Here is a 12,642-nt window from a genome sequence, read left to right on the forward strand (position 1 = left end):
AGCTTGGCACCAACAGCGCTCCGGCCAACACCCCTCATCCGTCTTGCCGCTTCGCGGCAATCCACCTTCTCCCACAAGGGGAGAAGGAAGAAGCCTTTCAGGTCATGCCTCAAGCGCTTCGATCGACCGTGCGATGTTCTGCCTGGCCTGTGCTTCGAACCGCTGCCGGAATTCCTCGGTGTGAAAGATGTGCGGGCGGGCGAGGAAACTCTTTAGAACGGCACTGCGGCCGGCACGCCACATCGGCTCCTCCACCCAGCCGTACTCGCGGCGGACCGCCTGTTCATAGGCGTCGAAAGCATCCGGCGCCGCACCCAGGATCGCCAGGTCCATATCGAGGAACAGGGCTGCGTCGCGGATGGCATTCTCATCGCCAAATTGCGGTAACTCATGCGTCGCGGTGGCGATGATCATCGCCGTGATGCGGCCGAGGCGCTGCGCATCGGTGCGGCCGGCGAGCTTTTCCTCGGCAAGGGCGGCACTCCTGGCTTCGTTGTCCTTGGCCCGGCTGTCATAGATGGCGTCGTGGAACCAGATCGCCGCCTCGACCGCCTCGGCGTCGTGCAAGGATGCCCGATAGCCGCCGGCCAGCGCCAGCATGGCCTCGATATGGGCGAGGTTGTGATAGTGGCGGCCTTCGGCCCGGTAAAGCGCGGAGAGCTCGCGCTTCAGCGGCTCGTCGATCAAGGGTTCGTTTTCCATGGCCGCTTGAATTTCCGTGAACCAAATCCATTTGACAAAGCACTAAGGAAAATTGAGTTCAACCCTGCTATGATTTGGCTTATAGAGCATGTCGCCCAAAAGTGCGCAGCGGTTTTGGGACAACGACATGCTCAAAACAGACACTTAATGCGCTTCGCCTGAAGCACTTTGATCGCGATGCGCATTATGCGGCCGGAGAATAGGCAAGCCGCCAAGCCGGAGACATTAGATGGCCGGAGAATATCGATGAACAGCGTTACGATTGCCCGCCCCACCTCGGTGAAGCCGATCGACCCGATCTGGCGCTCGATCCGCGACGAAGCTATGGAGGCGGTCAATCGCGATCCGCTGCTGGCGGCATTCCTCTATGCGACCATCCTCAACCAGGAAAGCCTGGAAGAAGCGGTCATCCATCGGCTGGCCGAGCGGCTCGATCATCAGGACATAGGTTCCGATCTCATCCGCCAGACCTTCAAGGCGATGCTAGCCGATGACAAGGACTGGTCGGCAACGGTGCGCGTCGACATCCAGGCCTATTACGACCGCGATCCGGCCTGCGACCGCTTCATCATGCCGGTGCTCTATTTCAAGGGCTTTCATGCCATCCAGACCCACCGGTTGGCGCATTGGCTGTGGAACCAGGGTCGCCAGGATTTCGCGCTCTACCTGCAGAGCCGGTCGTCCTCGGTGTTCCAGACCGATATCAATCCGGCCGCCCGCATCGGCAGGGGCATCTTCCTCGACCACGCCACAGGTCTTGTCGTCGGCCAGACGGCGGTGATCGAGGACGACGTGTCGATCCTGCACGGCGTGACGCTGGGCGGCACCGGCAAGGCCGGCGGCGACCGCCATCCCAAGATCCGCTACGGCGTGCTGATCGGCGCCGGCGCCAAGATCCTCGGCAACATCGAAGTCGGCCATTGCTCGAAGATCGCGGCAGGCTCGGTGGTGCTGTCGCCGGTGCCGCACAACAAGACGGTTGCCGGCGTGCCGGCCCGCGTCGTTGGCGAGACCGGCTGCGACCAGCCCTCGCGGCAGATGGACCAGCTTCTGCCGTCGCAGACGATGGATCACGTCGTCAGCTTCGATATCTGACTCAAGTCTGCGGGACGGGCGACCGAACTCCGTTTGCCGGCTTTGGCGCCTGTCGGTTCTCGCATATCCGGTCGGCTTGCCTTTACATCGCCATTGTCGACGTGCCAGAAGCGCGCTCACTTATGCATGTCGCCCAAACGTGCGCAGCGGTTTTGGGATAACGACATCATCAAACAAGATTTAAAGCGCGTCGCATGGGTCTCTTCCGACGCGACGCGCTTTAGCAAGACCGACGATCGGAGAAAACTTTTGAAGCCTGACGAAATCAGAAAGCTGGACGCCTATTTCAAGCGCGTCTTCCAGAACCCCAAGCTTGAAGTGAAGGCGCGGCCGCGCAAGGAAGATTCGGCCGAAGTCTATGTCGGCGACGAGTTCCTCGGCATCGTCTTCAAGGACGAGGACGACGGCGACTACAATTTCTCGATGGCGATTCTCGACATCGATCTGGGCTGAGCCAGGGATTCGCGGTTGGGGCCTGTGGCCCCATCCTGATCGGAATGGATCAGGCGCTAATGCCCGGTCCTCAGCATACGCGCAGCCTCGGCTGCGATGGCTGAGTCGAGCGCCTGCCAGTCCTCCAGGAACTCCCTGGGAAAGCGGTAGGTGAGGCTGAGATTGTCGCCGAGCTGGATGTCGCGTTCGCATGGCGCCAGCGATTGCGCGGCATTTGGGCCGCTCAGGCAGCGGGCCACGAACGGGTCCTTGCCGGGGCGATTGCCGACTGCCAGCACCTCGTTGAGATAGCCTGATTTTTCGGTGAAGCCATAGAGCGTCGTGCCGCCCGGGCCGGGTGTGCCGGGCTGGACGATCAATGCGCCGTAGATCGGCGCGAAGCGTCCGCTCATGTCCCGCGACATGATCTGCCGTTCGAACGACAGGAAGATGATGTCCTTGCTGGGTCCAGTGTGGTTGAAATCATCGCGGGCGGCCTCGCTGTAACCGTCCATCTCGGGATAGCGCAGATAGAGGTCGAGGCGCGAGGCGATGCCGTCGCGCCGGGCCTGATCGAAACGGATGACATTGGCCGGCACGGCGATGACATTGTTGCCGATCACGATCTCGTGGATCGTCGTGTCGTCGGTGTATCCGGCCATGGCGATCGAGCGGCCGAACCATTTGCCGCCAAGGCTTATCGCCACCGAAAGCACAGCCAGCGCCGAAAACACGTAGAACACCCGCTTCATCAGCCTGGAATCGACGACAGTGAGTTGCGGGCCGTGGGCGGTGGCTGCCTGCTTCATCGCGATCCTCAATATCGGCCGCCCGTCAAAGATATCCCATGGGGCGCGTCCCCTTGGGTGTCCCTGAGCGGCACATGCGGCGTGGCGCGGCTCTTGCATCACGCCTTATCGTACACGACTGTGCGATTTCATGGTAAATGGAAGGTAAAGATGGGTCCGGTCGAACACACACTCTTCGCTTTTATGTTTGGGCTGACGGCGTGCGGCCTGGTCGGATCGGCGATGGAGCTGATATCGGGCCGCCGGCTTGCTTTTGTCGAGCCCTATGTGTCGCCAGCGCACATCCTGCGCTCGCTGGTTGCTACGGCATGCGCCGGGCCCTTGATGTTCGCCAACGAAGCCCTGGATGCCTGGCGGCAAGGCCGCATTTCCGCACCGGCGCTGATCTCTTGCGGTTGCACCGCGACGATCTGGGCATTGGTGTTGGGCGTCGCGCTGCTCGACATTGCATCCAAGGCAGGCATTCTCCTAGGGTCGGCTGATTTTTCAGCGTGAGACGATTCGGAGGCGAAAAATGCCGCTCTATGCGATCGACGGAAAAGCCCCCGGCTTCGAGGACGAGGACAGCAACTGGATCGCGCCCGACGCCACTCTGATCGGCGACATACAGATCGGCCGCAACGCTGGCTTCTGGTTCGGCGTCGTCATTCGCGGCGACAACGAGCCGATCGTCATCGGCGCCGACACCAATGTGCAGGAACACACGGTCATGCACACCGATGTCGATTTTCCCCTGACCATCGGACAAGGCTGCACGATTGGCCATCGCGCCTTGCTGCATGGCTGCACGATCGGCGACAACAGCCTGATCGGCATGGGCGCCATCGTGCTGAACGGCGCGAAAATCGGCAGGAATTCGCTGGTCGGTGCCGGCGCCCTGGTCACCGAAGGCAAGGAATTCCCCGACAATTCGCTGATCATCGGCTCGCCCGCTCGTTTGATGCGAGAGCTCGACGATGCCGCGGTCGCAGGGCTGCGCGCTTCGGCCGCGCACTACGTCGCCAACGGCAAACGCTTCAAGGCAGGGCTGACGAAGGCGTAGCGGTGAAAGTCCAGGAGCGGACGACCAGGAGGAAGTCCCACCAGGCAAAACCGATGACCTAATTCGGCAGTAAGCCGATCTTACCTCATCGACATCAAGTTCGTGATCAGACCTGCCTTAATGGTGAGCACGGCGCGATGGGCCTCCGGATGACCGATGTCGTTCAGCTGATCGGGCGTCAAATCGGCTAGCGCCCTGCGTCTTGCGACGATCCTACGCCACTCCCTGAAGGCGGCGATCATGATTGCTACGCTTTTCAGGCTCGATCCAAACAAGTGTCTTTTCGACGCGCTCCTGCCGGTGCGAATTTCCGTGTCAGCCATTTTTGGTCTCCCATTTCGAGATTTGCGGGCGGGAGCGTGCCATGCGGGTGTTTTCGGGCTGTTCGGCTGTGCGTGAAAAGTCCGACGAACCGCCGTTAAATCGGTGTTAAATCTGGCTACCGAGATGCTATTCTGCCGCGGCGGTCGAAATCTGGAGACGATCTGTGCGGATCAGGTTGCTGGGCGGCCTCGAGGTTACTTCCCCGGAGCGCCGGCCTGTCCGTTTCGCCACGCGCAAGACTTCGCTTCTTTTTGCTGCCCTGGTCCTCGCGGGCCGCCGCGGCCTTCGTCGCGAGCAGCTTTCCGAAGCCTTTTGGCCGGGGCGAAGCAACGGGCAGGCCCGCAATAGTCTGCGGCAAGCGCTGGTCGACATCCGGCGCTCGTTCCCGACCAGCAAAGATGCCAGTGTCTACATCGATGGGGATCAGGAAGCCGTCGCGCTGATTGCCGGTCCGGATGAAGCCGACATTGCGATCTTCGACCGGAAACTGGAGGAGGGCCGAGCGGCCGATCTCGCCTTCGCGGCGGACCTCTACCGCGGCGGTGTGCTTGCAGGGGAAGCCATTCCCGAGGAACTGGATGAGTGGTTTGGACCTTATCTGAACAGGTATCAGCGCAAGGCGCTGCAGTTGGTGGATCGGCTGAGCCTCGCGCTGCCCATGCCCGGCTCCGCGGAAGAGACAGCCTGCGAAGGGCTCGCGGAGAGGTTGCTCGCCTCAGATCCTACCGCGGAGGCCGCCCATCGGGCGCTGATCCGGATCCACGCTCATCGGGGTCACGAAAACGCGGCCTTGCGCCAGTTCGAGCTCTGTCGGACGGCTCTGAAAAAGCATCTGGATGCGGAGCCGGAGGCGCAGACAAGCTCACTGGCGGCTTCTCTGCAGTCCCGCGAACGAACTGGACATCAGCGGTCCGGGCTAAGCCCTGGCGTCGCGGCGCCGGCGCAGGTGCTGGCAGTCCCAACGAGACACGACGACCAGCCATCAATTGCGGTGCTGCCGTTTCAGAATCTAAGCGGTGATATAGAGCAGGAATATTTTGCCGACGGTATGGTGGAAGACATCGTCACCGCCCTGGCTCATTTCCGCCACCTGTTCGTAGTCGCACGGAATTCGAGCTTCGCCTACAAGGGACGATCCATAGACATAAAGCAGGTCGGGCGTGAGCTGGGGGTGCGCTATGTGGTCGAGGGAAGTGTCCGCCGGGCGGGTGACCGCCTGCGCATAGCCGGGCAGCTCATCGACACCTCGACGGGGGCCTACCTCTGGGCCGATCGTTTTGACGGAACGCTCGCCGAAGTGTTCGATCTGCAGGACCAGGTCGCCTCGAGCATAGTCGGTGCAATCACGCCGAAGGTGGAGGAGGCTGAGATCGAGCGTGCCAAACGCAAGCCGACAGAAAGCCTGGACGCTTACGACTACTACCTCCGCGGGCTCGCCGTTTTTGACCGCACGGTCAACGATCAAGTGGCCGTTGACGAGGCGTTGCGACTCTTCATGGCGGGGATCGCCCGTGATCCGCAGTTTGCTGCAGCCTATGCGCGGGCTGCGCGATGCTACGCCACTCGAAAGAGCAACGGCTGGATGGTTGATCGCGCGGAAGAGATTGGCGAAGCCATCCGATTGGCCAGGCGAGCGGTCGAACTCGGCAGGGACGACGCGATTGCGCTTTCCCATGGTGGATACGTCCTTGGTTATGTTGGGGGCGAACTCAAGACCAGTGCGGTCTGCATCGATCGCGCGCTCATTCTCAACCCGAATTTGGCGGCTGGCTGGGGCCTGAGCAGCTGGGTGAGAGCTTGCTTTGGTGAGCCGGACAAAGCCGTCGAACACGCTGCGGGCGCCATGCGCCTGAGCCCGCTGGATCCACGTCTGTTTGCCTGGCAGTTCTGCACGGGGCTCGCTCACTTCTGCGCTGGCCGCTACGATGACGCCGCCGAATGGGCAGAAAGCTCGTTGCGATCCCAGCCGAATTACGCAAGCGCGATGCGTGTTGCGGCCGCAGGTCATGCGCTAGCGGGGCGGCTTTTGGAAGCGCAGCAAATGATGGCCCGGCTATGCGAGTTCGATCCCTTGCTGCGGCTTTCGAATCTCGCCGAGGTGCTGCCGCCCTTTTATCGACCGGACGATCGCAGCAGATATATCGAAGGCCTTCGCAAGGCAGGCCTGCCGGACTAACGCATTTGATGCGAGAGCTGGACGATGCCACGGTCGCAGGGCTGCGCGCCTCGGCCGCGCACTACGTCGCCAACGGCAAACGCTTCAAGGCAGGGCTGAGGAAGGTCTAAGGTTGCGACCGAAATCGGCCATCGCCCGCGCCCGTCACCGCTGAATTCCGTCTCGCCTGTTCATCGCCTCACGCAGGAGCGAGGCGCCGGCTTCGAAGCCAGCATCCTCGGCGCCCTCGAGTGGTGTCGCATAATCGTCGATGCGGGTTTCGAGCGACGGGTCTGCACCGGCGGCAAGAAGCAGGCGGATCGCCTCGGCGTCGCGTATGGCCACGGCGTAGTGAAGCGGCGTCCAGTCGTTGACGCCCCGCATGTCGGCGTCGGCACCGTGATCGAGCAGGATGCTGATGATCTCGTGCCTGTCCGCGCGCTCGGTGGACAGCGCCGCAATGATTGAAGGAAAGCCGTCAGGATCCTCATAGTTCGGGTTTGAGCCGGCATCGAGCAGCGCCGAGACGAAGGCGACGGGACTCCAGTAGATCGCATATTCCAGCGGATGGCCAAGGCTGAGCTCAAACGGCATGCGTTCGTCGAACCAGCGCGGCGAACCGCCCAGGGCCTTGCCGAGGGCATCGAAATCGCCGGCCTTGAAGGCATCGTCGATGGCCTTGAACAGGCGGTGGCGCTCGCATCGATCGTTGGGAACTTCTAGCATGGCACGACCCAGAGGGTGAAATTGAAGGCTAACATTGCCTCGATCTCCGTCCGTGGGAAGGCGAGTCGGGGCTGTTCCAATGTGCTTGGCGGCCAGCGTTCACTACCGTTCTGGAGGGCGTTGCTTGGCGTCCTTGCTGGCATGGCCTTGGAGCGTCGCCTTTCAAGAAGGCGAAGGCAAGACGACACCATCCGAACTCAGGCGACTGATTGAGAAACTCGTGGACAAGCCCACGGCGGCGCAATAGCTCGCTGTATGTTTGCTGCGCGACCTTCTGGCTTTGGCAAGTTGGACTACGACATAGCTCCTAGTCTAGGGCATCGTCTGCTGGAAAACGGCCGTCCGCTAGGAATCCGGCCTGGAGGCACGCCGATCGACGAAAGCCGCGTAAAGGGCCGCCAGCAATGCGAGCGATGCCGTTAGCAGCATCATGCCGAGCAGCGCGTGGATTGCACCTGACTGCGCAAGAAACAGACCGGCGACAGAGGCTATGAGCGCTCCGCCGGCAATTGTCAGCGCGGCGGCCAGCCCCGCGGCGGTGCCGGCGAGATCGGCACGCACGGACAGCACGCCGGTGTTGGCGGCGGGCATGGTCAAACCATTGCCTATGCCGACAGACATGCAGGGTCCAAAGAACGCAAGAACGTGGGTGATGCCCAACATGGATAGGATCAAGCCAACCGACAGGCCTATGCACGTCAGGAGACGCCCAAGAATAAGGGTGGTGTTCAGCGCGAGCCGAGAGGCATAACGGCCAGCCAAATAGCTGCCCAGGATGAAGCCCGCCGGGGCCATCCCCATGTAGAAGCCCAGTTTCGCGCTTGATCCGCCGAGCGAGTTTTCGACAGCCAACGGGGCCCCTCCTAGGAAGACATAGAGGGTCCCCATGGAGCAGGCCATGCACAGGGTGTAAGCCCAGAACCGTGCCGAACTCAGGAGCTGCCCGTATGAGGCAAGATGGTTCCCGTTCGATCTCGACGAGCGCGGGGCGGTTTCTTTTAAATCGCGCATGGACAAAACGAGGACGGCCGCGCCGAGGATGGCAAAGGCGACGAAGATCGCCCGCCATCCGAACAACTCGTCCACCAACCCGCCAAACATAGGCCCGAGCATTGGTGCGATCGCCCATCCCATGGCGAGGTAACCAATTTTGCTTGCGGCTTTGTGTTCACCGGACGTTTCCTTGATGACGACCAGCGCGATGGAAAAGCAGGCGGCAATGGACGCTTGCAGCGCTCGAAACAGAAGGAAAGCGCCAATACTGGTAGCCAAAGCGCAGCCAATGGACGCGACAATGAAGATGGAGATAGCCATCAACGCGACCGGCCTGCGCCCATACCGATCCGAGATCGCGCCTGCGACGATTTCTGTCAGGGCGGTGGCGATCGCATAGCCGGCAACCGAAAGATTGACGAGCGCGAAATCCGCCTGGAACGTCGCGGCAATGTTCGGCAGCGACGGCAAGATCATATTCACCGGCAGCACTGCGAGTGCCGAAAGCAGGATGAGAGTCGTCAGCCGGGGCGGAGCAGTCGTCGGGCTGGTTTGAGCACACGAACTCTGAATGGGATTGTCGTCCATGGTGGTTTCTTGTCAGCGGGATCGTGAAAGTCTGACGAGGCGTGGCCCGATCTCCGGGCATAAAAAAGGCCCCGTCAGTCAGGAGCCTGCTTACCGCGCATGGGTGCTTTCGCCGGATGGTTACACCATCCTGCCCATGCGCTCAGTTACCACGACAAGAACCATTGCTATGTTCATGACATTGCACGCTAAGCGGAAACCGGCACGCCGTCAACGCATCCCCTTTGAGGGCAGCCAACACCGAAGTCACGCATACTCCGTCACGGATCGCTGGAGAGCTGCTCGTGCGAGCAGCCGTGTGGAGTCCAGCGTTGGGAGCGGTGAATTGCTGTCGTTTATGATCAGCGGTATCTCTGTGCAGCCGAGTATGACCGCGTCGCAGCCTTCGCCCTTCATCCGCTCTATGACCTGTTGGAAGGTGCGAATGCCTTCCGGCTTGAAGATACCACCGACCAGCTCGGACATGATGATGCGATCTATCGCGTCGCGTTCCTCCCTGGACGGTCGCATGAAGTGCAAACCGTGGTCCGAGAGCTTGGAAGGGTAGACCTCACTGTCCACCAGCCATCGTGTCCCCGTAATGGCAAGGCGACGATAGCCGCGCGCCGCTGCTTCCTGTGCAACGACTTCGGCGATGTGGAGCCAGGGCAACGGGGATCGTCGCTCAACATAGTGCATGGCCTGGTGGATGGTGTTGTCGGGGCAGATGAGAAAATCGGCACCGGCGGACGCGAGCTTGCGGGCCGACGAAAGCATAAGCTCACCAACCCCGTCCAGATCGTCATTGTCGAGGCACGTCACGTAGTCGGCCAGCGAGTGCGTGTGCATTGAGACTTCGGGATGGGCATGACGGCCGAGGAGGCGAGCACCCTCGATGCAGATCGTCTTGTAACAGAGTGCGGCCCCTTCGGCGGAGCATCCGACAATGCCGATATGCTGGGTCATACGAACGCATTATGGCACGATCGGATATGTCCGCAACGGGCGCGATCTTCTCGTTGTGTCGGTCCGTTCTAACATCCCATCGCCCGGCGTCTGTTTCTTGCTCGCCTACGCCCGGTCGCGAAACGCCTCACGTTCGGTTGATCGAGACGCCGCCATCGGCGAACAGTGCCGTCCCGGTGGTGAAGCTCGATGCGTCGGACGCCAGATAGAGCGCCGAGCGGGCGATCTCTTCCGGCTGCGCCATGCGTTTCAGGGCATGGATACCCTCGACGAAGGCCCGCGCTTCCGGCGTGGTCGTCGTCGCCCCCGGCGTGTCGGTGCCGCCCGGCAGCAATGCGTTGACGCGCAGCCCTTGTGCTCCGTATTCGGCCGCCAGAACCTGCGTCAAACCGATCAGGCCGGCCTTGGCAGCCGCGTAAGCGGCCATGCCCGGCATGCCGGCGGTGCGGCCGACAAAGCTGGAGGTGAAGATCAGGGAGCCGCCGCCGCGCCCCAGCAGCGCTGGCACCTGGTATTTCGCCCCGATAAAGGCGCCGGTCAGATTGGTGTCGATGGTCTGGTGCCACGTCTTCAGCAACATGTCGGGAACCGGTCCCATCTGACCCACGGAGCCGGCGTTGTTGAATGCGATGTCGAGCCCGCCGAAGCTGCCCACCGCAAGATCGACAAGGGCCTTGGCATAGGCTTCATCCCTGACGTCGCCGGCAAGGGCGATTGCGGCGCCGTCGACGTCCGCGATCTCGGCGACAAGCAAATCAAGCTCGGCCTGACGGCGGCCGGCGACGACCACCTTGGCGCCTTCCTCGGCAAAGAGTTTTGCGGTGGCGCGGCCGATGCCGGAACTGGCACCGGTAACGATGGCGACCTTGTTGGTGAGTGCGAACATTTTTTCATCCTTGTCTTCGCGCCAGCGTCGCCGGCAATCGGATGCTTGGTCGCAGATCGCGGCGGTGCGAGCCACCCGATACCTGCGAAGACCTCGCGCCAGGGCTTGATCGTTCGTCACTTCCGATGCGGCTTTTTTGTCGCGGCGCAAAACGGCAAGCGCCGTCGCAAACAGCGCAAGGGTGGCAGCGCGGTTTCGCTAGTGATACACCTCGCGCGCCGGGGCTCGATTGGATGCCCGGCCGGTATCTGCGAGGCCAGAACGTTGAAAAAATATTCGGTATTCGCCATCGCCCGGGAGGCCATGCGCGGTCACAAGGGCTGGGAGGAACAGTGGTCCTCGCCGGAGCCGAAGAAGGAGTACGACGTCATCATCGTTGGCGCCGGCGGTCATGGCCTGGCCACCGCCTACTATCTCGCCACGGTGCATGGCATCACCAATGTCGCGGTGCTGGAAAAGGGCTGGCTCGGCGGCGGCAACACCGGCCGCAACACCACCATCATCCGCTCCAACTATCTCTATGACGAGAGCGCCGGTATCTACGACCATGCGCTGAAGCTGTGGGACGGGCTCAGCCAGGAGCTCAACTACAACGTCATGTATTCGCCGCGCGGCGTCATGATGCTGGCGCACAACGTCCACGACATCCAGGTCTTGAAGCGCCACGTCCATGCCAACCGGCTGAACGGCATCGACAATGAGTGGCTGACGCCGGAAGCGGCCAAGGAATTCTGCCCGCCGCTCAACATTTCGCGCGATGCGCGCTATCCCGTGGTGGGTGCGGCCTTGCAGCGCCGCGGCGGCACCGCGCGCCACGATGCCGTCGCCTGGGGCTATGCGCGCGGCGCTTCGGCGCGCGGCGTCCACATCATCCAGAATTGCGAGGTCACCGGCGTCAAGCGGGCGCCAAATGGTGCGGTCACGGGCGTCGAGACGACGCGCGGCTTCATCGGCGCCAGGAAGGTGGGCGTCGTTGCCGCCGGCCATTCCTCTGTCATCATGAACATGGCCGGCGTGCGCATGCCGCTGGAAAGCTATCCGCTGCAGGCGCTGGTGTCGGAGCCGGTCAAGCCGGTATTCCCCTGCGTGGTGATGTCGAACACCGTGCACGCCTATATCTCGCAGTCCGACAAGGGCGAGCTGGTCATCGGCGCCGGCACCGATCAATATGTCTCCTATTCGCAGACGGGCGGCCTGCACATTCTTCAGCACACGCTCGACGCCATCTGCGAGATGTTCCCCATCTTCACGCGCATGAAGATGCTGCGGAGTTGGGGCGGCATCGTCGACGTGACGCCCGACCGCTCGCCGATCCTGGCCAAGACGCCGGTGCCCGGCCTCTATGTCAATTGCGGCTGGGGCACGGGTGGCTTCAAGGCGACGCCGGGTTCGGGCCATGTCTTTGCCCACACCATCGCCAGGGACGATCCGCATCCGATCAACGCGCCCTTCACCATCGAGCGCTTCCGCACCGGCCGCCTGATCGACGAGGCGGCAGCGGCGGCGGTGGCGCACTGATGATGGCCGAGATAGCTGTCGCCATGCCGTTGATGCTCGCGGGCGAGCAGGGCCTGTTCCACGTTCCGTCGCCGGACGAGGTGCGTGTACAGCCGATCAGCCGCGCCGAAAACGAGACGGAATGGCCGTTTTCCGTCGACGGCGGCATTCTGGCCTGCGTCTGGAGCGGCGGCCAAAGGATCGTCTCGTTCTTTGAAGGCCGGCCATCCGATCTGGACGAAGACGAGCCATTCGAGCCGCGCGGCGTCATCGTCACGACGGATCCGATCCAACTCACCATCGGCAACATGGCGAACCGCGCGCTTTTTCGCGCCGCGGCAAGCGTCGAGGAGCGCATCCGGCTCGTCGCGCCCTTCGCGATATTAGGCCAGAGGCTTTGCGATCAACCGGCCGGCGCCCGCGTCGGCCACGGCGAATTGTAGGAAAA

Annotated in this window: 14 protein-coding genes; 7 read left to right on the forward strand and 7 right to left on the reverse strand. The window is 62.2% G+C overall.

The features are described from left to right. Positions 1–102: 102 nt before the first annotated feature. On the reverse strand, positions 103–702 hold the full coding sequence (locus E5X88_RS04860; protein ID WP_292158776.1) for a hypothetical protein: 600 nt from the start codon (positions 700–702) through the stop codon (positions 103–105). 246 nt (positions 703–948) lie between these two features. On the opposite strand from E5X88_RS04860, the gene cysE reads away from it, so the two are divergent. Both cysE and E5X88_RS04870 read left to right on the forward strand, forming a co-directional pair. Further along, positions 949–1,797 (forward strand): serine O-acetyltransferase, encoded by an 849-nt coding sequence (gene cysE / locus E5X88_RS04865; protein ID WP_292158777.1) that lies wholly within the window; start codon positions 949–951, stop codon positions 1,795–1,797. 249 nt (positions 1,798–2,046) lie between these two features. Continuing rightward, the gene (locus E5X88_RS04870) at positions 2,047–2,250 is read left to right on the forward strand and encodes a DUF3126 family protein (RefSeq protein WP_019857879.1); all 204 of its coding nucleotides are present in this window, start codon (positions 2,047–2,049) and stop codon (positions 2,248–2,250) included. Positions 2,251–2,306: 56 nt separating this feature from the next. Here E5X88_RS04870 and E5X88_RS04875 read toward each other — a convergent pair whose 3' ends face one another. After that, positions 2,307–3,038, reverse strand: coding sequence for a hypothetical protein (locus E5X88_RS04875; RefSeq protein WP_292158781.1), 732 nt, complete (start codon positions 3,036–3,038; stop codon positions 2,307–2,309). 150 nt (positions 3,039–3,188) lie between these two features. Between E5X88_RS04875 and E5X88_RS04880 the strand changes: the two genes are divergently transcribed. After that, positions 3,189–3,533, forward strand: a complete 345-nt coding sequence (locus E5X88_RS04880; RefSeq protein WP_292158971.1) for a hypothetical protein — start codon at positions 3,189–3,191, stop codon at positions 3,531–3,533. A 19-nt stretch (positions 3,534–3,552) separates the two neighbouring features. Then, the gene (locus E5X88_RS04885) at positions 3,553–4,080 is read left to right on the forward strand and encodes a gamma carbonic anhydrase family protein (RefSeq protein WP_292158783.1); all 528 of its coding nucleotides are present in this window, start codon (positions 3,553–3,555) and stop codon (positions 4,078–4,080) included. Between the two features lie 80 nt (positions 4,081–4,160). Here E5X88_RS04885 and E5X88_RS04890 read toward each other — a convergent pair whose 3' ends face one another. Further along, the gene (locus E5X88_RS04890) at positions 4,161–4,403 is read right to left on the reverse strand and encodes a DUF1127 domain-containing protein (protein WP_292236391.1); all 243 of its coding nucleotides are present in this window, start codon (positions 4,401–4,403) and stop codon (positions 4,161–4,163) included. Between the two features lie 164 nt (positions 4,404–4,567). Here E5X88_RS04890 and E5X88_RS04895 point away from each other — a divergent pair, with 164 nt between their 5' ends. Then, positions 4,568–6,580, forward strand: coding sequence for a BTAD domain-containing putative transcriptional regulator (locus E5X88_RS04895; protein ID WP_292158785.1), 2,013 nt, complete (start codon positions 4,568–4,570; stop codon positions 6,578–6,580). Between the two features lie 144 nt (positions 6,581–6,724). On the opposite strand, the gene E5X88_RS04900 is transcribed toward E5X88_RS04895, so the two are convergent. The 4 genes from E5X88_RS04900 to E5X88_RS04915 form a co-directional block, all read right to left on the reverse strand. Beyond that, positions 6,725–7,285: an ankyrin repeat domain-containing protein gene (locus tag E5X88_RS04900; RefSeq protein ID WP_292158787.1), complete on the reverse strand. Its 561-nt coding sequence runs from the start codon at positions 7,283–7,285 to the stop codon at positions 6,725–6,727. A 345-nt stretch (positions 7,286–7,630) separates the two neighbouring features. Next, positions 7,631–8,866, reverse strand: coding sequence for an MFS transporter (locus E5X88_RS04905; protein ID WP_292158789.1), 1,236 nt, complete (start codon positions 8,864–8,866; stop codon positions 7,631–7,633). A 246-nt stretch (positions 8,867–9,112) separates the two neighbouring features. Continuing rightward, positions 9,113–9,811 (reverse strand): amino acid racemase, encoded by a 699-nt coding sequence (locus tag E5X88_RS04910; RefSeq protein ID WP_292158791.1) that lies wholly within the window; start codon positions 9,809–9,811, stop codon positions 9,113–9,115. Between the two features lie 127 nt (positions 9,812–9,938). Continuing rightward, positions 9,939–10,697, reverse strand: a complete 759-nt coding sequence (locus E5X88_RS04915; protein WP_292158793.1) for an SDR family oxidoreductase — start codon at positions 10,695–10,697, stop codon at positions 9,939–9,941. Between the two features lie 264 nt (positions 10,698–10,961). Here E5X88_RS04915 and E5X88_RS04920 point away from each other — a divergent pair, with 264 nt between their 5' ends. Together E5X88_RS04920 and E5X88_RS04925 are read left to right on the forward strand one after the other, a co-directional pair. Then, entirely contained in the window at positions 10,962–12,215 is a 1,254-nt protein-coding gene (locus tag E5X88_RS04920) for a sarcosine oxidase subunit beta (protein ID WP_292158795.1), read from the forward strand. Next, positions 12,215–12,637, forward strand: a complete 423-nt coding sequence (locus tag E5X88_RS04925; RefSeq protein ID WP_292158797.1) for a hypothetical protein — start codon at positions 12,215–12,217, stop codon at positions 12,635–12,637. The genes E5X88_RS04920 and E5X88_RS04925 overlap by 1 nt, the downstream gene beginning before the upstream one ends. The last annotated feature ends 5 nt before the right edge of the window (positions 12,638–12,642 follow it).

Origin of the sequence: Mesorhizobium sp. (genome assembly GCF_004962245.1) — a bacterium.
Lineage (GTDB): Bacteria > Pseudomonadota > Alphaproteobacteria > Rhizobiales > Rhizobiaceae > Mesorhizobium.